The sequence below is a fragment of the Pseudomonas sp. Marseille-Q7302 genome, from assembly GCF_965111925.1.
In genome coordinates this window covers 3197747-3223501 of sequence record NZ_CBCOPK010000001.1, presented here as the reverse complement: position 1 = coordinate 3223501, position 25755 = coordinate 3197747, and the positions used below count along the sequence as shown (strand labels likewise).

Below are 25755 nucleotides of genomic sequence, written 5' to 3'. Positions count from 1 at the left end.
ATGGTCCCTCGCCGCAAGAAACGCAAGCCCGTCGCCGAGATGAACGTTGTGCCCTACATCGACGTGATGTTGGTGCTCCTCGTCATTTTCATGGTGACGGCGCCCATGCTCAACCAGGGCGTCAAGGTCGACCTGCCCAAGGTCGACAGCCAGGCCCTGCCGCAGGACAACGACAAGCAGATCCTCACCGTCTCGGTGAAGGCCGACGGCACCTACTATTGGAACGTCGGTTCCGAGGTGGATACCGATCAGAAGGCCAAGTCCTCTACGGCGGTGTCCCTCCCACAACTGAGTCAGCAGGTCGGTGCCATCATGCGTCAGCGTGCGGACACCCAGGTGTTCATCCGGGGTGACAAGGCCGCCAACTATGGCGTCGTCGCTGGCGCCATGGGTGCCTTGCAGCAGGCCGGCGTGCCCAACGTCGGGTTGATTACCGAGGCGCCTTGATGCGACACCGCGAGCGTTCGTCGTCCGAAAGTTATTTCTGGCCGGCCATCTGGGCAGTCGCCCTGCATGTGCTGATCTTCGGCCTGCTGTTCGTCAGCTTCGCCTTCACGCCTGAATTGCCCCAGTCGCGCCCGGTCGTCCAGGCGACCCTGGTCCAGCTCAAATCCAAGAGCTCGGCCCAGGTCCAGACGGAGCAGAAGCTGGCCGGTGAGGCGAAGAAGACCGCGGCCAAACAGTACGAGCAGGAACAACTGGAGCAGCGTCGCCAGCAACAGGAAGCCCAGCGTGAAGCGGCGGCGGCCAAGGCGGCTCAGCAACAGAAGGAAGCCCAGCAACAGGCCGCGGAACAAAAGAAAGCCGACGACGCTCGAAAGGCGCAGCAAGCGGAAGCGGCGGCCAAGGCCGCCGAAGCCAAAGCTGAGGCTGAGAAACAGTCCGAAGCCGCCAAGGCGGCCGCAGAGGCCAAGCAGGCCGCCGAGCAGAAGAAGCAGGCGGACATCGCCAAGAAGAAGGCCGACGAAGCTGCCAAACAGAAGGCAGCCGAGGAAGCGGCGAAGAAAGCCGCAGCAGAAGCGGCCAAGCAGAAGTCGGCGGAAGAAGCCAAACAGAAAGCTGCGGCCGAAGCTGCCAAGAAGGAAGCGGCAGCGGAAGCGGCGAAGAAGAAAGCGGCTGACGACGCCAAGAAGAAGGCCGCCCAGGCGGCTGCTCGCAAGGCAGCGGAAGACAAGAAGGCGCAAGCACTGGCCGAGCTGTTGTCCGATGATACCCAGCGGCAGCAGGCACTGGCCGAAGAGCAGGGCGACGAAGTGGCATCGAGCTTCGATGATCTGATCGTGCGTCTGGTCAGCGAGCAGTGGACGCGTCCGCAGTCGGCGCGCAATGGCATGAGCGTCGAGGTGCAGATCAACATGCTGCCGGATGGCACCATTACCAGCGCGACGGTGACCCGCTCCAGTGGCAACAAGGAATTCGATAATTCAGCGGTGTCGGCCGTGCGTAACGTCGGTCGTATCCGTGAGCTGCAGCAGCTGGATCGCAAGACCTTCGACCAGCTGTACCGTCAGCGCCGCATGATCTTCAAACCGGAGGACCTGAGTCTGTGAACACCCTGATCCGTTACATTCTGCTGGGCCTGGTCCTGGTGGTGGGCTCCGCCCAGGCGGCCGATCCGCTGGTGATTTCCAGCGGTAGTGATCGCGCCATCCCGATCGCCGTCGTGCCCTTCGGGTGGCAGGGTGGTCAGCCGCTGCCCGAGGACCTGGCCAATATCGTCAGCGATGACATGCGTAACTCGGGCGTGTTCTCGCCGATTCCGCGCCAGAACATGCTGAGTCAACCGACCCAGGCCAGCGAAGTCATCTTCCGTGACTGGAAAGCCCTGGGCGCCAACTACGTGCTGGTCGGCAGCGTCGTGCCCAATGGCGGTCGGCTGCAGATCCAGTACGCGCTGTTCAACGTCTCCACCGAGCAGCAGGTCCTCACCGGCAATGTCGGTGGCAGCACCGATCAGCTGCGCGACATGGCGCATTTCATCTCCGACCAGGCCTATGAAAAGCTGACCGGCGTGAAGGGCGCCTTCTCGACGCGCATCCTCTATGTCACCGCCGAGCGCTTCTCCGCGACCAATACCCGCTACACCCTGCAGCGCGCCGACTACGACGGTGCTCGCTCGGTAACCCTGCTGCAGTCTCGCGAGCCGATCCTGTCGCCGCGCTTCGCGCCGGATGGCAAGCGCATCGCCTATGTCTCCTTCGAGCAGCAACGCCCGCGCATCTTCATGCAATACATCGATACGGGTCGTCGCGAGCAGCTGACCAACTTCGAAGGCCTCAACGGTGCCCCGGCGTTTTCGCCTGATGGCAATCGCCTGGCATTCGTGCTGTCCAAGGATGGCAACCCCGAGATCTACGTGATGGACCTGGGATCCCGTGCCATCCGTCGTGTGACGAATGACTCCTCCATTGATACCGAGCCGTTCTGGGGCAAGGATGGCCAGACCATCTACTTCACCTCCGACCGCTCCGGCAAGCCGCAGATCTACAAAACCGGCGTTAATGGCGGAGGCGCTGAGCGCGTGACTTTCGTCGGCAACTACAACGCCAACCCGAAACTTTCGGCGGACGAAAAGACCCTGGTCATGGTGCATCGTCAGGAAGGTTTCACCAACTTCCAGATCGCTGCTCAGGACCTTCAACGCGGCTCTGTTCGGGTACTTTCCAACACCAGCCTGAACGACTCGCCCACTGTTGCGCCCAATGGCACCATGCTAATCTACGCCACCCGCCAGCAGGACCGAGGCGTACTGATGCTTGTATCCATCAATGGTCGCGTCCGGATTCCTCTTCCCACCGCCCAGGGTGATGTGCGCGAGCCTTCCTGGTCTCCTTACCTGAACTGACGGCTAATTAGAAAAGTCCTTAGATACACCAACATTGCGGTTCTTTTAGGAGTTACATGATGGAAATGCTGAAATTCGGCAAGTTCGCTGCACTGGCTCTGGCCATGGCCGTCGCCGTGGGCTGTTCCTCCAAGGGCGGCGACGCCTCCGGTGAAGGCGCTGGTGCTGGCGCTGGCGCCGGTGCTGTCGACCCGAACGCTGGCTACGGCGCCAACGCCGGTGCCGTTGACGGCAGCATGGGCGACGAAGCCGCTCTGCGCGCCATCACCACCTTCTACTTCGAGTACGACAGCTCCGACCTGAAGCCGGAAGCCATGCGCGCTCTGGACGTTCACGCTCGCGACCTGAAGGCCAGCGGCCAGCGCGTCGTTCTGGAAGGTCACACCGACGAGCGCGGTACCCGCGAGTACAACCTGGCACTGGGCGAGCGTCGTGCCAAGGCCGTTCAGCGCTACCTGGTACTGCAGGGCGTGTCCCCGGCTCAGCTGGAACTGGTTTCCTACGGTAAAGAGCGTCCGGTTGCCGTCGGTCACGACGAAGCTTCCTGGGCTCAGAACCGTCGCGTTGAGCTGAAGAAGTAATAAACGATGTCCAAGCGCCTGCAGTTCTTGATCGCCCTGACCCTCGGTGTACCGGTTGTCGCCGGGGCTCAGGTTCCCGTACAGGATGGTAGCTATGGCACTGCCCAGTCCGCTGGGCAGGCTTATGGCGGTGCAGGCGCGACCAGTGCCGGAAACGGGGCTCCCGTTTCCGGTATGGGTCAACTGTTCATGCAGTTGCAACAGATGCAGGACGATATCGCTCGCCTGCGTGGCCAGGTCGAGGTTCAGGAAAACGAGATCCGCCAGCTCAAGCAGGAAGGATTGGATCGTTACCAGGATCTGGATGGCCGAATTTCCCAGCTTTCTTCCGCCCCTGCCAACGCAGGTGCCGGAGCCGCTGGAGGTGCCGCCCAGGGTGGTGCCATTGCGGCCAACAATACGCCGACTCCGCCTGCCTCCGCAGGTGCACCGGCTGCCAGTAGCGAACCGGGAGATCCGGCGAAGGAAAAGCTGTACTACGACGCTGCCTTCGATCTGATCAAAGCCAAGGATTTCGACAAGGCCAGCCAGGCGTTCAATGCGTTTCTGCGCAAGTATCCCAACAGCCAGTACGCGGGCAACGCTCAGTACTGGCTGGGTGAGGTGAATCTGGCCAAGGGTGATCTGCAGGCTGCGGGTCAGGCCTTCGCCAAGGTCAGCCAGGCCTATCCCACCAGTAACAAGGTGCCGGATTCGCTGTACAAACTGGGTGGCGTCGAGCAGAAGCTCGGCCGCACCGACCGGGCCAAGGGCATGTACCAGCAGGTCATCAGCCAATATCCCGGAACCTCCGCTGCGCAGCTGGCGCAGCGGGACCTGAAAAGCCTGCCCTAGCGCAGGCTTTTTTCTTCTATCTACCGCAACGGAGGCGGATGGCCTGTGTAGCCGTCACGCCCGTGGCTTCTATGCAAAAAGATACCTTACGTCTTACCGAAATCTTCTATTCGCTCCAGGGTGAAGCCCGCACTGCCGGCCTTCCCACGGTCTTCGTCCGCCTCACCGGCTGCCCACTGCGCTGTCAGTACTGCGACACGGCCTATGCGTTCACCGGTGGCGAGATCCATCACCTCGATGCCATCCTCGAGCAGGTCGCCAGCTACCGCCCGCGACATATCTGCGTAACGGGCGGCGAGCCACTGGCCCAGCCCAATTGCCTCAAACTACTTGAGCAACTCTGCGATGCAGGCTACGAGGTGTCCCTGGAAACCAGCGGTGCCCTGGATGTCAGTGGGGTAGACGTCCGCGTCAGCAAGGTGATGGACCTCAAGACCCCGGCATCGGGCGAAGTCGGGCGCAACCTTTACGCCAACATCGCTCAGCTCACACCGAACGATCAGGTGAAATTCGTCATCTGCTCGCGTGAAGACTACGACTGGGCCGTTTCCAAGCTGATCGAGTACCGCCTGGACCAGCGAGTGGGGGAAGTGTGGTTTTCGCCCAGCCACGGCCAGGTGGTGCCCCGCGAACTGGCGGAGTGGATTGTGGCGGATAACCTTCCCGTGCGTTTTCAACTGCAACTGCACAAGATTCTCTGGAACGACGAGCCGGGACACTAAGCATGAGTCAGCCTAAAGCGGTCATCCTTCTCTCCGGCGGCCTCGATTCCGCCACCATCGTCGCCATGGCCAAGGCTCAAGGCTTCGCCTGCTACAGCATGAGCTTCGACTACGGCCAGCGGCATAGAGCCGAACTGCAGGCGGCCGAGCGCGTAGCTCGCCAGCTTGGCGTGGTCGAACACAAGGTGATCGGCCTGGACCTCAATGGCATCGGCGGCTCAGCGCTCACCGATCCGGACATCGCCGTGCCGGAAACGCCTGGCGAGGGCATTCCCGTTACCTATGTACCAGCGCGCAACACCGTGTTCCTGTCGCTGGCCCTGGGTTGGGCCGAGGTGCTTGGTGCTCGTCATCTCTTCATTGGGGTGAACGCGGTGGACTATTCCGGCTATCCGGATTGCCGGCCGGAATTCGTCGAGGCCTTCGAGCGCCTGGCCAATCTCGCCACCAAGGCCGGCGTGGAAGGGGATACCTTCAAGATAGAAGCCCCGTTGCAGTTCCTGTCCAAGGCGCAGATCGTCCAGGCCGGCACCGACCTGGGTGTGGACTACGGGCTGACCGTGTCCTGCTATCAGGCCAACAGCGAAGGGGAGGCCTGCGGCCGTTGCGACAGCTGCCGCCTGCGTGCCGACGGCTTCAAGGCAGCCGGAATTTCCGACCCCACCCGCTACCAGTAAAAAAAGTTTATCTAGGGTGTTGATTATCCAGAGAAAATCGCTAGAATGGCGGCCACTAACGGGTCGTTAGCTCAGTCGGTAGAGCAGTTGGCTTTTAACCAATTGGTCGTAGGTTCGAATCCCACACGACCCACCATCTTCACCAGAAACCCTCCGCAATGGAGGGTTTTTGCGTTTCCTCAGCTCAGACAAGCAGCCGTCTGTGGCGGAATCTAGCCTCGCGGCTTTAGGCAACCGGCTAGATGACGGTTGCTGACTGCCAGGGGCGTGGTGATATGACTGGCACATCATGCCTTTAGCGCATACTGCCTGAGCATATCGCAGAGCCGCTGAGCCGGCGGGCTGAGCAATTGTCCATACCGGGTGACGAGCCCCAGTGAGCGGGTGATTGACGGTTCGATCAGAGGCACGGCCACTAGGCAGGTGTCGAGCGCACTGCTTGGAATGGCCAGACGCGGTACCGTGGCCACGCCCAGCCCCGCGGCTACCAGATCGATCACAGTCCTGACATGCCGCGCTTCCAGGACCGGTTTTGGCAGGTTGGGAATTCTGGCCAGGGCCAGATCCAGCAGCATGCGGTTGCCACTGGCCTTGTTGGCGGCGATGTACCTATGGCCATTCAGCTCTACCCATCGTACTGCAGGGCGCTCGGCCAACGGGTGAGTTCTCGGGCAGACCAGCACGAAGTCATCCTCATGCAAAGGTTCGAACACCACATTGCCTTCCTGGGCGCCTAGATAGTTGATGCCAAAGTCTGCCTCGCCGCGCGTCACTCGGGTCAGTACATCGCTGGCACCTTCGTCCAGGAGCCGCACCAGAATGCGCGGGTACAGCTGGTGATACTGCTCAAGCACCTGGGGCATGAGTTGGTTGACGACTGTCGGCACGCAGGCAAGGGTGACCTCACCCGTCAGCCGATTCGCTGCGTCCGTTACGTCCAATAGCGATTCATCGAAGTCGTTGAGGACCTGCCGAGCGCGTCCGAGAAAGGCTCGGCCAGGTGCACTGAGCTCGATACGCCGCGTGGTGCGATTGAGCAGGCGGACGCCGAGGCTAGTCTCCAATTTGATGATGCGTCGGGACAGCGCAGGCTGGGACAGGTGGAGCTCCCGGGCGGCGGCTGCGAAGCTGCCCAGGTCCGCCACGGCGACGAAAGCACGCAGATCCCCCATCTCGACATTCATGTTTTTCATGCATGGGTCCATTTGATAAATGCAGTTAAGTTTAGCTGTGTACGGCCTCATGCTGTAAGGGCGCGCAACTCCCATCAAAATCACAACACTGGAGCCTTGCATGATTCCCTTGAACCGTCGCAGCTTGCTCAAGATCAGCGCCGTCGCCTCGGCGGCCGCTGCCGCGCCCCGCTTTGCCTTGGCAGCCGAGGCTGCCCCAGCCGTCGCATCAGCGCCGGCTGCCGAGGAAGGCGAGGACACCACACGTATCCTGGCGGCCTACTTGGTCAAGGCTCGCTATGAAGAGTTGCCGGCTAACGTGCGCAAGGAAGGGGTACGCACCTTGCTCAACTGGGTGGGCGTCGCCGTGGGTGGTTCGCAACATGAAACCGTCGCTCGGGCCCTGCGAGCGCTGCAGCCGTTCTCCGGGCCTGAGCAAGCCAGTCTGCTCGGGCGGAACGAGCGGCTGGACATCATGAATTCGGCCTTTCTCAACGGGGTATCCAGTCATATCTTTGACTACGATGACACCCATCTGAAAACGATCATTCATCCTGCGGGACCTGTGGTGTCGGCCATTCTGGCGCTGGCCGAATACCGTCCGGTAAAGGGAACGGATTTCCTGAATGCCTTGGTCCTGGGGGTGGAAACCGAGTGCCGTATCGGCAACGCCGTCTACCCGAACCATTACGACGTAGGTTGGCATATCACCGGCACCGCAGGGGTATTTGGCGCTGCGGCGGCAGCGGGCAAGTTGCTAGGGCTCACTGAGCAGCAGATGGTCTGGGCGCTGGGTCTGGCCGCCTCCCAGCCGGTAGGCCTGCGAGAATCCTTCGGCTCAATGAACAAGAGCTTCAATCCCGGTCGGGCGGCCAGCAACGGCCTCTTCGCCGCGTTGCTGGCAGCGCAGGATTTCACCAGCTCCCAGGGCATGCTCGAAGCCAAACGGGGCTGGGCCCACACCATCAGCACCAAGCAGGACTTCGCCCAGATCACCGAGGGTCTGGGTACCCGCTACGAAGCGGCCCTCAACACCTATAAGCCCTTCGCCTGCGGCATTGTCATTCATCCGGCGCTGGATGCGGCCATCCAGCTGCGCAACCAATACCAGCTCAAGCCCGAACAGATCGCGGAGGTTCGCCTGCGCGTCCACCCGCTGGTGCTGGAACTGACCGGCAAGAAAACTCCTACCACTGGACTGGAAGGCAAGTTCAGCATCTACCATTCGGTCGCCATCGCGCTGATCCAAGGCGCCGCCGGGGAACGGCAATACAGTGATCAGGCCGTGCAGGATCCCGCAGTGGTTGCCCTGCGGGGCAAGGTGATGGCCACGGTCGATCCTGCGATCAAGCCGCAGCAGGTCGACATGACTGTTGTGCTCAAGGATGGCCGTGAACTGCATAAATACATTCAGCACGCGATCGGCAGCGTGGAGGTGCCCATGACCGACGAGCAGCTCGAAGCCAAATTCAGTGACCTCGCCGTGGGTATTTTGCCGCGGCAGCAGACCCAGGTACTGATGGAAACCTGCTGGAAGGTGGAGCAGTTAGCGGATGCGGGCGAGGTTGCTCGAGCCGCTAGACGCCATCCGGGGTAGAGCAGCTGACGCTGTGACCGGTCAAAAAGGTGCTTCCCCTCTCAGTGCCGTTGTAAGGGCAGCTCGCAGTTGGCTGCATGAAAGTACGCCCGGCTGTCGACATTAATTCGTCCAGGGAGACGTCGATATTATCTATGAGCGGACCGAGCTGCCAGGCCCACTACTCGAACTGCAAACGATCTCGACGGTGGCCCTGGACTGGACGGCAGGCGCCAACGCCGGCAAGTTCTGGGCTATTCGCATTCCGAAATCGGCGAGCTCGGTAGGGGTCTGATCCTGCGTAGCTTCGCCAGCCATGACGAGTTGGCCGGGGAACGCCAGCACTACAACCAAAGCCCTCATCTATTCAGGGGCGAGCGCCTTATCCGATCCGTGCGGCAGGAGAGCTACCGTGATTTCGACTTTCTGCCGGCTATCGATCCTCGCGCCTATGGCGGCCTCTACGAGTTTCGTACCTACTAGCTGAAACCGGGTGGCCTGCCCCCTACGCTCGCTGCCTGGCCTGCTTCTGACCGATGCGCCACGACCGGCGCGCTGCCTGCTGCAGGGTGTAGACGTTGTAGCCCGTCTGCAGGAAGACGATGGTCGGGAAGTCCAGCAGATCCAGTCCGGTCTTCACCAGCTCCGGGTTGGTGATCAGCACGTCGACGCCGCGGTCGACCTGGTCGAGGATCCAATCCTTGCGCCGAGCCGTGTCCACCGAGGCACGCAATACCGCTACCTTCAGACCGGCCTGCTCCAACAGTCGCTTGAGCCGGCTGGTCGTGTCCCGGGTACCGCTGTAAACGGTGTAGGCCAGCACCTTGCGGCCCAGCGCCTCCTCCTTGGGGCTGGCCTGGTCTTCGTCGAAGATCGCATCGACCCTGGCCTAGGTGTCTCGAGTCCGAGTGTGTTTCAGCACTTCCGACCGGAAACAATAGTCCGGCCAGGCCAGCAGCACGTTGCGTGGTGATCGCTGCTGCAACGGGAAGCGTGATGTTACGAGCCGCCACCTCATATACAAAGCACAGCAGTTCGACAGGCGCGTCGCTGCGTTACCGATAGATTAATGCGAGTGCGAAGCCGTTGCAGGCTTCGACAAGCACCGTGTATAGATACGGTACCTCTTATAAGGATCTTGGAGCCGAGATTTTGATCACCACCTCATCCATCTGGTTTTTCATCATTCCTTTTGCCGTTGCAGCCGCGATACCTGGACCAGCACAGGGGGCCTTATTAGGACAGGTCGTCTCACGTGGAGCTCGGTCCACTGTGCCCTTTATCGGTGGCATGGTTCTCGGTAACGCCGTCTGGCTAATGGTTGCAACCTTAGGCCTGTCTGCACTTGCCTTGCAGTTCGAGCAGCTGTTCATCGCGATCAAGTGGCTAGGCGTAGCCTTTATCCTTTTCATTGCATGGAAACTTTGGACTAAGAATCCAGAGCAATCGAAAGAGGTGTCCGCGCGCTCAGCTAACCGCGGTTTACTGTCCGGTGCCGTTTTGACATTAAGCAACCCGAAAGCAGTCGTATTTTTTGGTGCTGTTCTACCGCATGCTTTCGACCTCACCGCACTGTCTTGGTCGGAAGTCGCAATCATTGGGGCGATTGGTATAGGTATCGATCTGGCCATCCAGGGGGCCTACTTAATCACAGCCGCAAGGATCAAGCGCGCTATTCAGTCGAAGGCTGCTATGAAGCGGCTGAACAGGACATCCGCATGCGTGATGACTGGCTGCGCTGGTTGGATGGCTATTGCTCGCTGACTGATCCGACGCTGTAGCAGGGTAGCTGAATGCCATATGGCTACCTGCATAGGGCGTGATCATGGCTGTGCTTCAACCTGATCTGTACTTGTGGGAAGTCGCTTGTCACGGTTGACACCTGGATGACAATGGCCTCTCCAAAGAAGGGCTATTGTCATCCGTTAAGCGGTTGCCTAGTTAACGCCATTTGATCGGACCAACCTCCTGATTCAACGCCTGTTGCCGGTCGACGGTAGCTTCCAGTCGCACTGTTTCGCCGAGCGCCAGACGAAGGGCATGCCAATGGTCAGGCGGTGGCATCCAGCAGGCGTTTGAGCCAGGGAGGTCTGGTCATGCTTGCAGTACCCCGCCGCTGTCGCCTTCTCAGTACACCACCATGGTGTCATCCCAGGCGGACCGCTTGCCGAGCCGCTCGGCGTTGCGATAACGCACTGGGCATTGGGCCTGGTTCCCCGCTTGACCTGATACACCGAGTGCCCACCCAGGTAGGCGATGTGGTTTACGCGTCAGCCGGCGCGCCGGAGGCTTGTAGATGCCACCTGGGCGACCCAGAGCTGCTCGGTAATAGCCTGCACGCTAACGCCGGTGGCTCGGACGAAACAGGAGCTGCTGCCGCGAGCCTTCCTGATTCGAATGCGGGGCGACACTTCTGCTGGAGAGCGCCATGCCGAGAGCATCGCTGGCGACTATGGCGTTGGGCATGCAGTGTTCCTGATCTACGGGGGAGCAAAAGGCGGCCGTCCGCTTAGCCAACCTTGCCAGGAGGCTGAAAGGCGCTGATTCCTGCTAGAGGTGCGTAGGGTGTATCAGCTCCAAAAGATTGTCCTTGGCTTTAAGGCTCTGCAGGATGATGTCTGAGCGGATGTCCGTTACGCCTGACGTCGCATGTAAACGATTGACGATGAAGTCAGTGTAATGCGCCAGATTGCGGGCTCTCACGCGCAATAGGTAATTGCTTGCCCCCGTGACGATGAACGCTTCGACCACCTCGGGCCACTGTTGCATGGCACTGATGAAGCGCGCGTGCCAACCGTCAACGTCTTGCCGCACATTGACGTTGACCATGGCCTGGACCTCGATGCCCAGCTTGGCCGCGTCAAGGCGTACGCCATAGCCCGCGATTATCCCCTCGGTTTCAAGACCTCGTAGCCGACGCAGGCATGCCGAAGGGGATAGAGAAACTCGTTCCGCCAACTGCTGGTTACTGATGCGTCCGTCCTGCATGAGACAGGAAAGGATTCTTAGGTCAGTGCTATCCATTTTCATGAGGTGCAGGATCCTTCGCTTTTCAAGTCGTTCTTCGAATTATCCACGCATGGATGGCGGTATTGGAACGCGATTGGCAAGAAAATTCTGCTGAGTCGTCGATAAAATTCGATTTGAGCTGAGCGGGAGTAATACAACAATGAAACGTCAGCAATCCTGGTGGGACATCAGTCCACCTTTGAATATGCAAACTCCGACCTGGCCTGGCGACACGCCCTTGCATGAGGAGCGCGTGTGGACCTATGGTTCCCACTGTCCGGTCAATGTAGGTCGTATCACGATGTCGCCGCACACCGGCGCACATGTCGATGCCCCCCTGCACTACAGTCCCGATGGATTAGCGATTGGTGAGGTTTCGCTGCACTTCTATATGGGGCCCTGCAGAGTCATTCACTGTTTGAACGACGACGCCCTGGTCAAGCCCGGTGATATCGAAGATAAGCTCGACGACTCTCCAGAGCGTGTACTGCTACGAACCTATGCTCAGGCGCCCCTTGATCACTGGGATGACGCTTTCACGGCAATAGCGCCTTCAACTATCGAGCTGTTGGCTGCGAAAGGCGTTCGCCTTATCGGTGTGGATACACCGTCTCTTGACCCTCAAGACTCCAAAACACTAGACGCGCATCGTGCGGTAAAGCGTGCCGATATGGCGATTTTAGAAGGTGTCGTCCTCGATAGGGTGCCAGAGGGTGACTACGAGTTGATCGCCTTGCCACTGCGTTTCACTCATCTAGATGCCAGTCCCGTGCGCGCCATATTGCGACCTTTGAAAGGATGACCAGATGTCTATAGACCAACAGTTGAAAGAAATGGATCTGGCGGATCCACTGGCCTCGCTACGCCACGAGTTCGTCTTGCCAGAAGGCGTCGTTTATCTCGACGGCAACTCATTGGGGGCACGTCCAAAGGCCTCGTTGGCGAGAGCTGCCCAGATGATCGAGAAAGAGTGGGGCGAAGGCCTGATCCGCAGTTGGAACACGGCGCATTGGGGTAGTCTTTCTACTCGCCTGGGTGACAAGCTGGCTCAGTTGATTGGTGCGGGACGAGATGAAGTGGTGATTACCGACACCACCACCGTGAATCTATTCAAGATCGTAGCAGCGGGTTTGCGAATACAGGCCCAGCGCTCACCAAAGCGCAAGGTCATCGTTTCCGAACTCCACAATTTTCCGGCTGACCTCTATGTCATCGAAGGCCTCACCGATCTTTTGCAGCAGGGATATGAACTGCAACTGATCGAACGTCCCGAGGAGTTGCAAGGAAAGCTCAGCGATGACGTAGCCCTGGTATTGCTTACGCACGTCAACTACAAGAGCGGCCATATGTATGACATGACAGCGACCACTGAGCTAATTCATCGTCATGGCGCCTTGGCGCTCTGGGATTTGGCTCATTCGGCAGGTGCCGTTCCCGTTGATGTAACCGCGGCCAAAGCCGACTATGCAATTGGCTGTACGTACAAGTATTTGAACGGAGGTCCAGGTTCGCCTGCGTTTGTCTGGGTATCTCCAGCGTTATGCGATCAGGTATGGCAGCCATTATCCGGATGGTGGGGCCATGCGCGGCAATTCGCCATGGAGCCGTATTACGAACCCGCAGCCGGAATCAGCCGCTATCTGTGCGGCACCCAGCCATTGTTGTCATTGGCGTTGGTGGAGTGCGGCCTGGATATTTTCGCCAAGACGGATATGGAGTCGCTGCGCCGAAAGTCGCTAGCGCTGACAGACCTGTTTATCCAGTTGGTGGAAGAACGCTGCAAGGATCATCCGCTGACCTTGATCACGCCCCGTGAACATGCCCAGCGGGGTAGTCACGTGAGCTTCGAGCATCCGGAAGGGTACGCGGTAGTTCAGGCGCTGATTGACAAGGGGGTGATCGGTGATTACCGCGAGCCTCGGATAATGCGTTTTGGCTTTACTCCCCTCTATACCTCATACCAGGACGTAGCGGCGGCGGTTCAAGCGCTTGTGGAAGTGCTTGACGATCAAACGTGGCGCGAGCCGCAGTATCAGATCCGAAACTCGGTGACCTGAGGAGCGACGCATGAGCCAGTGTCCGTTTTCGCATGCTAATACTACTCAGCAATGGCATGACGCGAAGTTAGATTTCACTAACGACATGACCTATGGTGACTATCTAGGTCTCAAGCAACTGCTCACTGCGCAGCATCCGCTGTCCAGTGATCATAACGAGCTGTTATTCATCATTCAGCATCAGACCTCGGAGTTGTGGATGAAATTGATGCTGCACGAGCTACGTGCGGCACGTGAACAGATCATGCACAACGACCTGCCGCCAGCGTTCAAGATGCTGACCCGGGTATCCCGGATCTTTGACCAGATGGTGCATGCCTGGGCGGTGTTGGCGACGATGACGCCTAGTGAATATGTGGCATTCCGCCCGTCATTAGGTCAGTCGTCTGGCTTTCAGTCATTTCAATACCGCGAAATTGAATTCTTGCTTGGCAACAAGAGCGTGCCGCTCTTGCAACCTCATGCACACCGTCCCGACCTGCTCGAACAACTCAATAAAACGTTGTCCGAGCCCTCGTTGTATGACGAGTCCATTCGGCTACTCGCTAACGCAGGATTACCTATCAATCCTGCGCGGTTAGAGACGGTCGCGCGGACTGCCACGACATATGACGAGTCGGTCGAGGCCGCTTGGAAAATGGTTTACCAGAGGCCACAGGCCTACTGGGACTTGTATCAGCTTGCTGAGAAGCTCATTGACCTGGAGGACTCCTTCCGCCAGTGGCGCTTCCGCCACGTGACCACGGTTGAGCGCATTATCGGGTTCAAAAGTGGTTCGGGCGGTACGGAAGGGGTGGGCTATCTACGCAAGATGTTGGATACCGAGCTTTTCCCTGAATTGTGGGGTTTGCGTTCCACCCTTTAACTCGAACAGCGATGGTTTGGCCGGCGGCCTTGGTCGCCGTGCCAAAACTCTCCGACGCGGTACGCTAGAATAAACTATCTAAAATAATAAAAAAGAGTATGCCATGCCAACACCAATACCCTCCTCATAGCTATTTTTTTCATTAGCTGCCAAAAAATTAAGTGAACAGTTTCTAACTGTGCATCGTAGCGAATGCGTTTCGCTGGCGAGCGTTGACCTCTGCCTGCGAGCGCACTTTGTTGAGGATAAAACCATGAACAAAGAGCAGCACCTAGGCCTCCAGCGCGGCCTTAGTAGTCGGCATATCCAACTGATCGCCTTGGGCGGTGCAATTGGTACCGGGCTTTTCCTTGGATCTGCAGGTGTCTTGAAAAGTGCTGGGCCGGCAATGATCCTCGGCTATGGGATTGCCGGATTTATCGCCTTGCTGATTATGCGGCAACTAGGGGAAATGGTGGTGCAAGAGCCAGTAGCCGGCTCCTTCGGGTATTTTGCTGCGCGTTATTGGGGACGCTTCGCCGGGTTCTTGTCAGGATGGAATTATTGGGCGATGTATGCGCTGGTTTGTATGGCCGAGCTTACCGCCGTGGGCAAGTATGTACAGTTCTGGTGGCCGGAAATTCCTATCTGGGTCAGTGCTGGCGTGTTCTTCCTGCTGGTGAACGCCATCAATCTGATACACGTCAAAGTCTTTGGTGAAAGCGAGTTCTGGCTCTCGATCATCAAGGTAGGCGCGATCATCGGCATGATTATTCTTGCCAGCTATCTGCTGGCAAGCGGTACCGGTGGGCCCCAGGCCTCAATCAGCAATCTCTGGTCGCATGGCGGCTTCTTTCCTCATGGATTGGCCGGAATGCTGATGGCCATGGTGTTCATCCTGTTTGCTTTTGGCGGGATGGAAATGATTGGCCTGACGGCGGCGGAATCCGATGATCCCAGGCGTGTAATTCCCAAGGCAGTAAACCAGGTCGTGTGGCGCATCCTGCTCTTCTACATTGGCTCCTTGACACTGCTCTTGTCCCTGTATCCGTGGGACCAGTTGCTGGTCAGCCTAACGGCGTCGCAAGATGCTTATGGTGCCAGTCCGTTCGTCAAGATATTTTCGCTGATCGGCAGCGACACGGCTGCCAATGTGCTTAATTTCGTGATTCTGACCGCCGCCTTATCGGTATATAACAGTGGCGCGTACTGCATGAGTCGTATGCTGTATGGCATGGCCGAGCAGGGAAGCGCGCCCAAGGTGTTTCTGAGGGTGAATCGTCGCGGTGTACCGGTCCGAGCGGTACAGGCGTCTGCCGCCATTACTGGGCTGTGCCTGATTATAAATTACCTGTTGCCCGGCCGTGCCTTCGAACTAATGATGGCATTGGCCGTTGCCGCCTTGCTGATCAACTGGGTAATGATTACTTTGACGCATTGGCGTTTCCGGTTGGCAAAGCAGTCGGCTGGAGAAACACTGTTTTTCAAAGCACTCTGGTATCCCCTCGGTAATGTCCTTTGTCTGGCATTCCTGGGAGCGATCATCGTGATCATGCTCATGATTCCCGGGGTGCGCGTTTCGGTATTCATAATGCCGGTCTGGATACTGCTTCTGTGGGGCGTTTACAGACTTCGAAAACCCTTCGTCGTAACTCAAGAAACACCCAGGCTGAGTCCCCAGGAATCTTAACGAAACCTTGTTCAAGATAAATATTTCAAGGAGCGAAATCATGCCTTTTCGTAGCTGTGTTACTGCTGTAGGGCTGTTGGCGGTATTACCTGTGTTCGCCAGTAGCGCCCAAGACAACGTAACTGGATTTCTAGAGGGCTTTCACTCGGATGTATCTAGATGTATCAATTGAGCGCAGTGCAAAACTCGGCTTTTCAACAATGACGGCGCCCCGGCAGAACCTTGGTGACGCCCCCGGATGCAGGCGTCGATAGCGTGGAGGGCGCAGGCAGCAGGTTGCGACAGGCTGGGCTCGGTAGAAACATAGATAGCCTGGAGATGGCTGCCGGTCGCTTCGCCACGGATGAAGGTAGGGTGTGTCAAACGCGTGTTTGGTATGGCACCTAAGGAACGCAGAAGGGCGGGGCAACTGAAAGGCAATAGGCCTTCAGAAGAAGAGGGCGCCTATCGCGCCTGATGAAACTGGATGGCTCCAGTTTGGGCGCTTGGGCGTCCCGTCTTGGAGAGGTAATGGCAATTAGCTAGCTATACAGGTAATGTTAATAAGCTTTCTGCCACTCTCGTCTTATCTCGGCCATTCTCCATCCGTATGACTGCCTCACGAAGACCTCCTCGCGGCGCAGGCCGCACAGCCAAGCCCGATTCGCTCCGCGCTGCTCATGAGCAGATCACCCGCAACAGCGGCACTCTCGCCGACATCGCCGGCCTCATCGAGATGGAAGGCAGGGCCACCCCCTCGCGTGGCCAGGGCATTCAATCCTCACGCGCCAAGGCCGACACCGGGAGTCCTTCGAATACCTCCAGGAGCGACGTGCTCGAGGACAACGGCTCTGGCTCTTTTCTGGGACAGCGGGTGTTCGGGGTACCGCTCTTGGCCGTCTTGGGGTGCGCCTTGATCCTGGGCGCAGCGGTTGGGGTACCGCTGGGCGTACTGACCTATGGTACCGCTATCTGCACGGCGGTGCTAGACGGGCTAGCCGGCCTCTAGCCGGGCCCTATCTGAGCGCTTTCGGGACGTGCCTAGAACGAAAGGCAAGTGCCTTAGTAATTCTCGATTTCCAGGGGCAATCTTTCCTGGGAAACGGGATCTGCCTCGGGTCTGCCGAGCAGGTAGCCCTGTGCGAGCCGAACGCCCAACTGTTGCAGCAGCGCCAGCTGCGCCGCGTTTTCCACGCCTTCGCAAAGTACTTCCAGCTTCATCGCCTTGCCCAATAACAGCAACGAGGTCAGGACCTGCCCGCGTTGCTCCTCGTCCTGGATGGCCAGGATCCGGCGATCAAGCTTGATCAGCTGGAAGGGTAGCTCCAGGATGGGGCCCAGCCCGGCATAGCCACTGCCGAAATCATCCAGGGCCATGCGGATGCCCAGCAGCTGGAGGAGGGCAAAGGATTGGCGGGTCTTGGTATCGATGACCAGTTCCACGCCTTCGGTGACTTCCAGGACCAGCCGACTGGGGGCGAGACGGGAGAGCCTGAGCGCCGCGGATACCCGTTCGTGCAGCATGGGGTCGGCAAACTGCAACGGTGAAAGATTGATGGAGACGCTCAGGTGAGGCGGCCACTGGCTGGCTGCCAGGCAGGCCTCCTTCACCACCCATTCGCCCAGGGCGATGATGAAGTTGCCCTGTTCGGCCAGCGGAATGAAGATGTCCGGCGATACCATGCCGAGGGTAGGGTGCTTCCAGCGCAGCAGCGCCTCGTAGCCGATCACCTGCTGCGGCTGAACGCGGTAGATGGGTTGGTAGTGCAACAGGAATTCATTACTGGCGAGTCCCTTGCGGACATCGTCCGGCGTGAGCAGATCCGCATGCTCCAGAGGCGCACCCAGGACGGCCTCGACCCCACCTTCGAACACCCGATCACGGCCATCGCGTTTGGCGCGGTAGAGGGCTCGATCCGCGCAATCCAGCAGATCGTCCGCAGTACTCAAGCCGACGATGCCGCTGCGCGCGATGCCTATGCTGACGGTGACATAGGTCTTGTCGTCCTGACGCCCCTGATGCGGAATCTGCAGGTCACGAATGCGCTGCAGGATGGTTTCCGCCGCAGCGAGTGCCTGGGCCGGACCGACGTGCCTGAGGATGACGACAAACTCTTCGCCACCGTACCGGCCAACCAGGTCGCCAGTGCCCAGGCCGACTGCCAGGGTGGTAGCCACGGTGCGTAGGCATTCGTCGCCGGCGAGGTGACCATAGTGATCGTTGTAGCGCTTGAAATGATCCACATCGATCAGGAGCACGGCGCCTTGCTCACCTGCCAGGCGCGATTGCCAGAAGGCTTCGAGCAGCGGACGCAGCTGACGGCGATTGGCGAGGCCAGTGAGCGAGTCCGTTTCCGAGAGGATCTGCAGGTCTTGGTTGGCCGAATTCAAGGAAGCCAGGCGGACTTCTTCGCGCAACTTGTACAGATAGGTGCGACGACCCTCGACATTGAGCCAGTAACTGGCCAGGAGGGAAAAGAACGCCATCACGACGGCATTAGTGATCATCAAACCGCCCACGATGGTCGACACGGGGGCCTCGTGAACGGCGATGCAGATGACTGTTAGCGCGAAGCCGTTGAACGCAAGGGCAGGCGGCAGAGCGCTCTTCATGCAGGTGTTGACGAAGGTGAGCATCAGCGGCCAGGTGAAAATGAACAGCGTCTGGTTCATTTCCTTGCCGGCCGGGCCGTTGATCACCAGGTTGTAGACCACCAGCAGGCCGACGTAGAACGGCAGCAGGGCCAGGGCTTCGCGCCAACGAATGGGGGCCACCCGCAGCAGGCAGATGACCAGCAGCGTGAAGGGGGTGGCTATTCCCAGCATCTGGCCGGCTGCCCACGGCAGGGCATCTTCCATCAGCAGCCACCACCAGAGCAGGAAGCTGTTGTAGCTCAAGGTCCCGATGAGGAGGCAGCGGGTGAGATGGCGGCTGCGCTGTTCATGGATGTCCTGATGAAACAGGCGCTCCAGCACCGGCGCGAAGGAAAAGGGCCCCACGGGCACGGCAAGCGTCTGATCGACAAGCCGACCAAGCTCTGGAGAGGTTTTCATAGGGGGCCCAGACTGCTGACAGGGTGGATATCAACGTCTGACGACTGACGTTGTAGTATCAATATAATGGCACTTAGTGACCTGCCAGCCGCATCAGGATTCACCCGGAATGACCGGCGGTTGAGTTGGAGAGCCTGGCGGCTTTTGACGAGTGGAATCACCGGTTTTCGTTGGAGGGAAAGGGCCTCGTCCCAGGCATTGCACCTCTTTGATTTTACTTGGCTTGTTTTATTACTCGGCTAATTTGCCACGAATGGCCTGCAGCAATATGGCTGACAGTCGCTCGATAAGTGGCTCGGAAACGTGACTGCGGCGGTGCAGCGTCAAGGCAATCGAGGGGAGCGGTGGCAGACCTCTGGCGCCTACAGGTAATAGCTCGGTGCCTCGCTGCATGCCCAGGCTAGTACGAATGCTGTAACCCAGCCCTGCCTCGGTAGCGGCTACGAGACCGCTGAGGCTAGAGCTCGTGAACGACTGATGCCATGGCAGGCCAACGCGATCCAAGGCTTCGACAGCCTTAGCGAAGAATGGACAGGACACTTCGAAAGCAATGATCGGTAATGACAGCTGACCATCTGGTTTCCATGACAACGGGTGATTGGACGAGCCGATCCAGCGCATAGGGAGCTCTGCCACCGTTTCATGGTAGCCAGAGCAACCTGTTCCAGCCCAGGCAATGGCCAGGTCTAGCGAGCCGTTGTCCATACGGCTCAAGAGATCGGCATTGCGCGCTATGCAGGCCTCCACCCGTACGTCCGGATGAGCACGTACGAAGCGGCCAAGCACCATCGGCAAGAAGTCTCCTAGATCTTCCTGCAGGCCTAGCCGCACCCAGCCCTTCAGCTTGAGATCGGCGATCGCGGCGACTGCCTCGTCGTTCAGGCTGAGCAATCTGCGCGAATAGCTGAGCAGGGCCTCTCCCGTCTCAGTCAGTGCCAGCTTACGACCTGCCCTTTTGAAGAGGGGAGAGCCAGCCTGGGTTTCGAGCTTTTTCAGCTGCGCACTAACAGCCGAGGTGGACCGCGCCAGTTGGATCGATGCCTTGGCGAAGCTGCCTGATTCCATACCGGTAACAAAGCTGCGCAAGGCCTCGAGATCGAAAGTTGTTGGTCGCATGATCGTCCTGCTTTTCAGGATGTATGTCCGAAACAATCTAATATTCGAAACAATTCTCTCATGACAGGCTAATGCTCGTCTTTTCTTGAATAGCGAGCACCTGATGGCGATTAACCCAAATCATCGTTGGAAAGTTCTAGCTGTGGGAGTCGCTGCCAATGTCAGCTTCTCCAGTGTTGTAGGCGGTCTGCCAGCGGCGGCGGTGTACATGCGGGATACCTATCACTTGGATACTGCACAGTTGGGAGTGGTGTTGGGCGTATTGGGACTGGGTATTGCGGTCAGTGAGATTCCATGGGGCCTACTCACCGATCGCTGGGGCGACCGTCGAATACTGCTGACAGGGTTGTTTAGTTCAGCCATGGCCTTGATCGGGCTAGCTCTGTTGAGCGCTCTGGTACCTACCGCCTTGGTGCTGGCGATGGGTTTATTTGCAGTGGGCTTGCTAGGCAGCAGCGTCAACGGGGCTAGTGGCCGGGCAATCATGGTCTGGTTCAGCGAGCGTGAACGGGGGTTCGCCATGAGCATTCGCCAGACTGCGGTGCCAGGTGGCTATGCCTTGGGAGCCATCGTCTTACCCTGGTTGGCCCATGCTTACGGCTTTGTCCAGGTGTTCGCCGTGGCCGCTACAGGCTGTGTACTGGCAGGATTGTTTGCCTGGGCCTGGTTGCTTGAGTCAGGACTCGCCGCGTTTCCCATGACCAGCGGGCCGGACCCTAGCCCGTTACGAGACCCCGGGGTCTGGCGGATGGTCCTGGCTATCAGCCTGCTCTGCGTCCCGCAGTTCACCATTCTGACTTACGCCGCAGTGTTCTTTCATGACGTTGGTCCGGTCGACATTGCCGTGGTTTCGGCCGTGCTGGCGATCATCCAGGTGGGCGCGATCATCGGTCGTATCTGGAGCGGACGCTGGACAGACAGGCACAGGAACCGTCTTTCCTATTTGACGATGTGTGCATGGCTAAGCGCTTTGAGCTTCCTAACCCTTGGCCTGACTGTGAGCGCTATCAACGCAAGCGGATTGAATACCTCCGCCTATGCGATGGCGCTCATCATTCTGGTGATGGTGGCGGCGGGTATCTGTGTCTCTGTCTGGCACGGGGTCGCATACACCGAATTGGCAAGCCTGGCCGGCGCCAGCCGCGCTGGTACAGCCCTGGCCATGGGTAACACTGCGGTATTCGTGGCACTGTTTCTCACACCTGTCACCGTTTCAGTGCTGCTGAGCCAGGCCTCCTGGTGCGGGGTGTGGCTTGCCGCAGCCAGCTGCGCGCTGGCGACAGTGCCGATGTTTTCGCGAGCCGAGAGGCTTCAGCCACGACAATCGACGCCGGTATCGGGTGCGGTAGAGGACTAACGAGCCAGCGGAGCCACTACTGACCTCTAAGTTGGATTGACACCTGAGCGATCACATCGGCAAATCTACTGCTAGTGTGCTCACAAGCTGATATCGCGGTTGCACTACTGTAGCGGCCGCGTAGTTGGGCCAGAGTCAGGTATTGGGTAAACACCAAGGGAAACCTCGCCCGTGATACAGAACGCAAAGATTCACCGTCTGGGACCTGAATTCGCGCCGGCCTATAGGCAACTGATGCTGGAAGCCTACGCCAGGTACCCGGAGGCCTTTACGTCCAGCGTGCAGGAACGAGAAGGGCTGCCACTCGATTGGTGGGAGCGTCGGCTGCAGGTCGGCGATCAGGTGCGGGAGCTGATCTGGGGAGCGACGGAAGGAAAGACCTTGCTGGGCGTGGCCGGGCTCCGGCTCGAAACGCGGGAGAAGGTGCGGCACAAGGCGACGCTGTTCGGTCTGTACGTACCTGATCGGCATGGACGGCTGGGAATAGGCGGAGCCTTGCTGGCCGAGCTGCTGACGTATGCGAAGGATATTGCCACGCTCAAGGTCGTTCAGCTGACGGTGACCGAGGGTAATCAGGCTGCCCAGGCGCTGTATGAGCGGGCGGGTTTCCTGACCTTTGGCGTGGAGCCGATGGCGGTGGCAGTAGGGGACACCTTCGTCTCAAAGGTGCACCTGTGGTGTGACGTGCGCCTACTGCGCAGGAAGACGAATTGCCTGGATGGAGTTCTTGGCTGAACACCAAGACAGCGGTGTGCGGCAGGCTCGACCTGAGAGGCACACCTCAAGTCACAAGGCGGGCAGGGCCGACCAGAAACCAACGTGCACCCGGCCGGGTCTCTGAGAAGTCTCCATTGTCAGGAATACCCAATGTCGAAAGCTCTGTTGTCGTCCCTCGTACTGGTCAGCGCCGTCACCCTGGCGGCCTGTGACAAGACCTCCGAAGACCATGCCCGGGACGCCCAGACGCATGCCCAGCATGCCCAGGAAAAGGCCGCCGAGGGCAAGGTCGATCGTGCCTCCCAGGAACAGGCCAAGGCGGCGGAGGATCGCGCCCAGGCCAATGGGGCCGCGGCTACCGAAGGGCGCCATACGCCGCCGGATTCCGCGGTACCCGGCTACATCAAGACCCCTGCCAAAGAAAATCCCTGAGGAGAGGCGACTGCCGGTCTGAGCTCCTGGATAGCGACCAGGCAGATCGGCTGGGCGCGGAATGACCGTGGCGCAGAGCTTGATCGCGCCTTTCTACCCAAGGATGCTCGGGTCTGAAAGCCCGCGCTCTGGCTTGTCCAATAGGGCAGGGCGATTGGACGCAGGGTTTGTCTCCACCGAGCGCCGGTGTAAGCGCCAGCAGGTGAACCGCGACGCTCAGGCCTCCACCGAGTAATGGCTGTTTACATTCATGGCAGGGCGATTAGAGTAGGAAGCCCTGCAGCCGACGCTCGTCCCCTTTCTGGAGCCACCATGAGCCTTTCGCGACCGATCCATTGGTATCGTACCCGCAGCACGCTCGAAATCGTTGCTCTGGGCCTGGGCATCATCGCCCTGGTAGTCGCGGTCGATCAGGGGCTGCGCAATTCGCCTTCCGAACACCTTGCCGACTACCACGCCTGCAAGGGTGACGGTGGCCTCGCACGGATGAATGCCATCGGCGAGATCGTCTGCCGGCTGCCCAGCCCGGTGATTGGCCAGATGGCCGCCAAGACGCCCGCGGTTTCCGGTCTCTAACGCGCCACCAGTCGGCTGCGGCGCGCCCTGTCGGGACGTCGCCTGACCCCTTCCCGCCGGACCGATCTGGTCCGCTCGATACGTTCCTAGTCTTCTTCCTGATTCCGCCCCGGCCTCTGGGCGCGGATCACGGCTGCCTGTGCGCTGCGATGCAAACGACTATTGCTTAACGTAACATTTGATAATGAGAGTTTTTATCATTTAAAGTGCTGGCCCTCGCGCGATGCCGCGAAGAGCAGCCTTCAAGTGCACGGCGTCGGCTGCAACGCCACGGTCACAAGGATCACCATGAACACCCAAGGAACCCTCTGCCAGCCCGTCCGCCAACCACGTGGAGCGCTTCGTCAGCTACTCCTGATCGGCGCCCTGATTCCCTTTCCCCTGACGGTGCTCGCCGCCTCGGTCGCGGAGCAGAGCGCCACGGAGCTGGACACCCTGACCATCGAAGGCAATCGCCTCTATGACATGGCGCCCTCGGAGCAGACCGGTGGCTATACCGTGGATTCGGCGACCGTGGGCACCAAGACGCCGGCGGCACTGCGCGACATTCCCCAGTCGATCACCTCCTACACCAGCGAGTACATCAAGGATCGCAACTTCAACACCCTGGACGAGCTGGCCAAGTCCACCGCCGGGCTGCGGGTGCTCACCAACGACAGCGGGCGTTCCTCCATCTATTCGCGTGGTTACGAATACGACGAATACAACGTCGACGGGCTGCCGGCGCCCATGACCAGCATCTTCGGCACCGTGCCCATCCTGTCGCCCTTCGACCGGGTCGAGATCATGCGTGGCCCCTCGGGGCTGTTCAACAGCACCAGCGAGCTGGGCGGTATCGTCAACATGGTGCGCAAGCGCGGCACCGAGGATTTTCAGGGCCATATCACCGGGCGCTACGGCTCCTGGGACACCAACTACCAGGAAATCGACCTGGCCGGCCCGCTCACCGCGAGCAAGAACGTTCGCGGTCGTTTCGTCGCCTCGCGTGCCGACAGCAATGGCGAGGTGGACTACAACGCCAATACCGACCAGAGCTACTACGGCGACCTGGACATCGATCTGTCGGACGCCACCCAGCTTTCCTTCGGTCTGATCCATCAGGTCAAGAACCTCACCCCGCACAATGGCTATCCCACCGACGCCCAGGGCAATCTGCTGGACTTCAGCCAGTCGCGCTTCCTCGGGGCGGATTGGAACTACTTCGATGGCAAGACCACCGACGGCATCTTCGAGCTGACCCACAGGTTCGATAACGGCGGCTATGGGCGCATCGCCGCCCGGGCCTCGCATCGGGAGGCGGATTATCTCTATGCCTTCACCGGCGGGGCGGTGCAGGCCAACGGCAACACGAGCATTCGCGCCAGTACCCGGGACTTCGAGCAGGATGCCTACTCCCTCGACGCCAGCTACAGCCAGCCGTTCGAGGCGCTGGGGCAGGTCAGCGAATTCGTCGTCGGGACGGACTACAAGCACTACGACACCGACTACCAGAACGGCAACAGCGTCCTGGGTACGGTCAATGTGAACAGCTATTCGCCGACCCGCTTCGCCAAGCCGGCCCGTGCCTATCAGACCGATTTCAGTGGCGAGGATCGTGAGTTCGGCCTTTATTCCAAGGTCACCTTCCGCCCCATCGAGCGCCTGGCGCTGATCGGCGGTGCGCGCGTCTCCTGGTACAAGGGCGAGGCTTATACCACCACCCTGGCCAGCGGCGCCGAGGCGGGGGAGAGCCAGAAGCACAGTGGCTTCGTTACACCCTATCTGGGCACCGTCTACGACTTGGACGACTACCATTCCCTCTATGCCAGCTATTCCAAGGTCTATAAGCCGCAAAGCGCGCTAGACGCCCAAAACAAAGCGCTGGATCCGCGCGAGGGCGACCAGTACGAGGTCGGGATAAAGGGCAGCTATTTCAACGGCGACATGAACGCACGGCTGTCGATCTTCCAACTTACCGATGAAAATCGGGTAACTCGCCCTTTCGATGCTAACAACATACCCATCACTACCTATTCTGAGGCCTCCGGCAAGACTCGGGTGAAGGGCGCTGAGATCGAGATCAGCGGCAAGCTCACCGAGCAGTGGGAGATGCTTGCCGGCTACACCTACATGGATACCCAGAACCTCAGCGGCGACGGCAACACCCTGTTCGAAGCCATGCCCAAGCACATGGCCTCGCTGTGGACCAAGTACACCCTGGCGGGCGGGCTGCTGACGGGGCTGAGCATTGGGGGTGGGGTGACCGCCATGAGCGATTTCTCTCAGACCGTCAACAACGTAACGGTCTCCGCCCCCGGCTATGCCACGGTGGATGCCAAGTTCTCCTATCCGGTCACCAAGCAGCTCACCGCGACCCTGGACGTGAACAACCTCCTCGACAAGGAATACTGGTCGCGCGTAGGTTCGGTCTCCACCTTCAACTTCCAGGGCCCCTCGCGCAGCGTGATGGTCGGGGCGCGTTACGACTTCTAAGCCCTTGGCTGACCCGGGCCACGCTCGGGTCGCGACGCCGCCGTA

Annotated in this window: 22 protein-coding genes, 1 tRNA gene and 1 pseudogene; 19 read left to right on the top strand and 5 right to left on the bottom strand. The window is 59.4% G+C overall.

The window, feature by feature from the left end; genetic code table 11:
* The 8 genes from tolR to ACWPW1_RS14960 all read left to right on the top strand — a co-directional run bounded on the left by tolR (position 1) and on the right by ACWPW1_RS14960 (position 5795).
* On the top strand, positions 1 to 447 hold the full coding sequence (tolR, locus tag ACWPW1_RS14995) for a protein TolR (RefSeq protein ID WP_059315508.1): 447 nt from the start codon (positions 1 to 3) through the stop codon (positions 445 to 447).
* Positions 447 to 1550: a cell envelope integrity protein TolA gene (tolA, locus tag ACWPW1_RS14990; RefSeq protein WP_059315507.1), complete on the top strand. Its 1104-nt coding sequence runs from the start codon at positions 447 to 449 to the stop codon at positions 1548 to 1550. Before tolR ends, tolA begins: the two co-directional genes overlap by 1 nt.
* Positions 1547 to 2845 (top strand): Tol-Pal system beta propeller repeat protein TolB, encoded by a 1299-nt coding sequence (gene tolB / locus ACWPW1_RS14985; RefSeq protein WP_059315506.1) that lies wholly within the window; start codon positions 1547 to 1549, stop codon positions 2843 to 2845. Before tolA ends, tolB begins: the two co-directional genes overlap by 4 nt.
* A 59-nt stretch (positions 2846 to 2904) precedes the next feature.
* Positions 2905 to 3426, top strand: a complete 522-nt coding sequence (gene pal, locus ACWPW1_RS14980; RefSeq protein ID WP_058791633.1) for a peptidoglycan-associated lipoprotein Pal — start codon at positions 2905 to 2907, stop codon at positions 3424 to 3426.
* Between the two features lie 6 nt (positions 3427 to 3432).
* Positions 3433 to 4260: a tol-pal system protein YbgF gene (gene ybgF / locus ACWPW1_RS14975; RefSeq protein WP_059315505.1), complete on the top strand. Its 828-nt coding sequence runs from the start codon at positions 3433 to 3435 to the stop codon at positions 4258 to 4260.
* A gap of 71 nt (positions 4261 to 4331) precedes the next feature.
* Positions 4332 to 4982 (top strand): 7-carboxy-7-deazaguanine synthase QueE, encoded by a 651-nt coding sequence (gene queE, locus ACWPW1_RS14970; RefSeq protein ID WP_174523142.1) that lies wholly within the window; start codon positions 4332 to 4334, stop codon positions 4980 to 4982.
* A gap of 2 nt (positions 4983 to 4984) precedes the next feature.
* Positions 4985 to 5659, top strand: a complete 675-nt coding sequence (gene queC, locus ACWPW1_RS14965) for a 7-cyano-7-deazaguanine synthase QueC (RefSeq protein ID WP_323147912.1) — start codon at positions 4985 to 4987, stop codon at positions 5657 to 5659.
* A 60-nt stretch (positions 5660 to 5719) separates the two neighbouring features.
* A tRNA-Lys gene (locus ACWPW1_RS14960) sits at positions 5720 to 5795 on the top strand.
* A 151-nt stretch (positions 5796 to 5946) separates the two neighbouring features.
* Here the strand turns inward: ACWPW1_RS14960 and ACWPW1_RS14955 are convergent.
* Entirely contained in the window at positions 5947 to 6843 is an 897-nt protein-coding gene (locus ACWPW1_RS14955; RefSeq protein WP_454253929.1) for a LysR family transcriptional regulator, read from the bottom strand.
* 109 nt (positions 6844 to 6952) lie between these two features.
* On the opposite strand from ACWPW1_RS14955, the gene ACWPW1_RS14950 reads away from it, so the two are divergent.
* Entirely contained in the window at positions 6953 to 8428 is a 1476-nt protein-coding gene (locus ACWPW1_RS14950; protein WP_454253330.1) for an MmgE/PrpD family protein, read from the top strand.
* 502 nt (positions 8429 to 8930) lie between these two features.
* On the opposite strand, the pseudogene ACWPW1_RS14945 reads toward ACWPW1_RS14950, so the two are convergent.
* Positions 8931 to 9371, bottom strand: a pseudogene (locus ACWPW1_RS14945) (helicase-related protein); the annotation flags it as partial.
* Positions 9372 to 9559: 188 nt separating this feature from the next.
* On the opposite strand from ACWPW1_RS14945, the gene ACWPW1_RS14940 reads away from it, so the two are divergent.
* Positions 9560 to 10171, top strand: coding sequence for a LysE family translocator (locus ACWPW1_RS14940; protein ID WP_454253329.1), 612 nt, complete (start codon positions 9560 to 9562; stop codon positions 10169 to 10171).
* A gap of 786 nt (positions 10172 to 10957) precedes the next feature.
* Here ACWPW1_RS14940 and ACWPW1_RS14935 read toward each other — a convergent pair.
* Positions 10958 to 11437 carry an Lrp/AsnC family transcriptional regulator gene (locus tag ACWPW1_RS14935; protein ID WP_454253328.1) on the bottom strand — a complete coding sequence of 160 codons (480 nt, stop codon included), beginning with the start codon at positions 11435 to 11437 and terminating at the stop codon, positions 10958 to 10960.
* Positions 11438 to 11576: 139 nt separating this feature from the next.
* On the opposite strand from ACWPW1_RS14935, the gene kynB reads away from it, so the two are divergent.
* From kynB to ACWPW1_RS14915, 4 genes are all read left to right on the top strand, one after another.
* Positions 11577 to 12218 carry an arylformamidase gene (gene kynB / locus ACWPW1_RS14930; protein WP_454253327.1) on the top strand — a complete coding sequence of 214 codons (642 nt, stop codon included), beginning with the start codon at positions 11577 to 11579 and terminating at the stop codon, positions 12216 to 12218.
* A gap of 4 nt (positions 12219 to 12222) precedes the next feature.
* Entirely contained in the window at positions 12223 to 13473 is a 1251-nt protein-coding gene (kynU, locus tag ACWPW1_RS14925) for a kynureninase (protein ID WP_454253326.1), read from the top strand.
* A 10-nt stretch (positions 13474 to 13483) separates the two neighbouring features.
* Positions 13484 to 14338 carry a tryptophan 2,3-dioxygenase gene (gene kynA / locus ACWPW1_RS14920; protein ID WP_454253325.1) on the top strand — a complete coding sequence of 285 codons (855 nt, stop codon included), beginning with the start codon at positions 13484 to 13486 and terminating at the stop codon, positions 14336 to 14338.
* A 253-nt stretch (positions 14339 to 14591) separates the two neighbouring features.
* The gene (locus tag ACWPW1_RS14915) at positions 14592 to 16007 is read left to right on the top strand and encodes an amino acid permease (RefSeq protein ID WP_454253324.1); all 1416 of its coding nucleotides are present in this window, start codon (positions 14592 to 14594) and stop codon (positions 16005 to 16007) included.
* Between the two features lie 1041 nt (positions 16008 to 17048).
* Here ACWPW1_RS14915 and ACWPW1_RS14910 read toward each other — a convergent pair.
* A complete protein-coding gene (locus ACWPW1_RS14910) occupies positions 17049 to 19040 on the bottom strand; it encodes a putative bifunctional diguanylate cyclase/phosphodiesterase (protein WP_454253323.1) in 1992 nt (663 codons plus the stop codon).
* 231 nt (positions 19041 to 19271) lie between these two features.
* A complete protein-coding gene (locus ACWPW1_RS14905; RefSeq protein ID WP_454253322.1) occupies positions 19272 to 20156 on the bottom strand; it encodes a LysR substrate-binding domain-containing protein in 885 nt (294 codons plus the stop codon).
* Between the two features lie 103 nt (positions 20157 to 20259).
* Here ACWPW1_RS14905 and ACWPW1_RS14900 point away from each other — a divergent pair, with 103 nt between their 5' ends.
* The 5 genes from ACWPW1_RS14900 to ACWPW1_RS14880 all read left to right on the top strand — a co-directional run bounded on the left by ACWPW1_RS14900 (position 20260) and on the right by ACWPW1_RS14880 (position 25710).
* Positions 20260 to 21513, top strand: coding sequence for an MFS transporter (locus ACWPW1_RS14900; RefSeq protein ID WP_454253321.1), 1254 nt, complete (start codon positions 20260 to 20262; stop codon positions 21511 to 21513).
* A 234-nt stretch (positions 21514 to 21747) separates the two neighbouring features.
* Positions 21748 to 22248, top strand: coding sequence for an N-acetyltransferase family protein (locus ACWPW1_RS14895; protein WP_454253928.1), 501 nt, complete (start codon positions 21748 to 21750; stop codon positions 22246 to 22248).
* 132 nt (positions 22249 to 22380) lie between these two features.
* Positions 22381 to 22662 (top strand): hypothetical protein, encoded by a 282-nt coding sequence (locus ACWPW1_RS14890; RefSeq protein ID WP_059315477.1) that lies wholly within the window; start codon positions 22381 to 22383, stop codon positions 22660 to 22662.
* A gap of 312 nt (positions 22663 to 22974) precedes the next feature.
* Positions 22975 to 23238 (top strand): hypothetical protein, encoded by a 264-nt coding sequence (locus tag ACWPW1_RS14885; RefSeq protein ID WP_434774563.1) that lies wholly within the window; start codon positions 22975 to 22977, stop codon positions 23236 to 23238.
* A gap of 288 nt (positions 23239 to 23526) precedes the next feature.
* Positions 23527 to 25710, top strand: a complete 2184-nt coding sequence (locus ACWPW1_RS14880) for a TonB-dependent siderophore receptor (protein WP_454253320.1) — start codon at positions 23527 to 23529, stop codon at positions 25708 to 25710.
* Positions 25711 to 25755 lie beyond the last annotated feature (45 nt).

Bases quoted from the DNA above. Each gene is read 5' to 3' on its own strand.
- tolR (WP_059315508.1), top strand. From the start codon at position 1: ATGGTCCCTCGCCGCAAGAAACGCAAGCCCGTCGCCGAGATGAACGTT.
- tolA (WP_059315507.1), top strand. From the start codon at position 447: ATGCGACACCGCGAGCGTTCGTCGTCCGAAAGTTATTTCTGGCCGGCC.
- pal (WP_058791633.1), top strand. From the start codon at position 2,905: ATGGAAATGCTGAAATTCGGCAAGTTCGCTGCACTGGCTCTGGCCATG.
- ybgF (WP_059315505.1), top strand. From the start codon at position 3,433: ATGTCCAAGCGCCTGCAGTTCTTGATCGCCCTGACCCTCGGTGTACCG.
- queE (WP_174523142.1), top strand. From the start codon at position 4,332: ATGCAAAAAGATACCTTACGTCTTACCGAAATCTTCTATTCGCTCCAG.
- queC (WP_323147912.1), top strand. From the start codon at position 4,985: ATGAGTCAGCCTAAAGCGGTCATCCTTCTCTCCGGCGGCCTCGATTCC.
- ACWPW1_RS14955 (WP_454253929.1), bottom strand. From the start codon at position 6,843: ATGAATGTCGAGATGGGGGATCTGCGTGCTTTCGTCGCCGTGGCGGAC.
- ACWPW1_RS14950 (WP_454253330.1), top strand. From the start codon at position 6,953: ATGATTCCCTTGAACCGTCGCAGCTTGCTCAAGATCAGCGCCGTCGCC.
- ACWPW1_RS14935 (WP_454253328.1), bottom strand. From the start codon at position 11,437: ATGAAAATGGATAGCACTGACCTAAGAATCCTTTCCTGTCTCATGCAG.
- kynB (WP_454253327.1), top strand. From the start codon at position 11,577: ATGAAACGTCAGCAATCCTGGTGGGACATCAGTCCACCTTTGAATATG.
- kynU (WP_454253326.1), top strand. From the start codon at position 12,223: ATGTCTATAGACCAACAGTTGAAAGAAATGGATCTGGCGGATCCACTG.
- kynA (WP_454253325.1), top strand. From the start codon at position 13,484: ATGAGCCAGTGTCCGTTTTCGCATGCTAATACTACTCAGCAATGGCAT.
- ACWPW1_RS14915 (WP_454253324.1), top strand. From the start codon at position 14,592: ATGAACAAAGAGCAGCACCTAGGCCTCCAGCGCGGCCTTAGTAGTCGG.
- ACWPW1_RS14910 (WP_454253323.1), bottom strand. From the start codon at position 19,040: ATGAAAACCTCTCCAGAGCTTGGTCGGCTTGTCGATCAGACGCTTGCC.
- ACWPW1_RS14905 (WP_454253322.1), bottom strand. From the start codon at position 20,156: ATGCGACCAACAACTTTCGATCTCGAGGCCTTGCGCAGCTTTGTTACC.
- ACWPW1_RS14900 (WP_454253321.1), top strand. From the start codon at position 20,260: ATGGCGATTAACCCAAATCATCGTTGGAAAGTTCTAGCTGTGGGAGTC.
- ACWPW1_RS14895 (WP_454253928.1), top strand. From the start codon at position 21,748: ATGCTGGAAGCCTACGCCAGGTACCCGGAGGCCTTTACGTCCAGCGTG.
- ACWPW1_RS14890 (WP_059315477.1), top strand. From the start codon at position 22,381: ATGTCGAAAGCTCTGTTGTCGTCCCTCGTACTGGTCAGCGCCGTCACC.
- ACWPW1_RS14885 (WP_434774563.1), top strand. From the start codon at position 22,975: ATGAGCCTTTCGCGACCGATCCATTGGTATCGTACCCGCAGCACGCTC.
- ACWPW1_RS14880 (WP_454253320.1), top strand. From the start codon at position 23,527: ATGAACACCCAAGGAACCCTCTGCCAGCCCGTCCGCCAACCACGTGGA.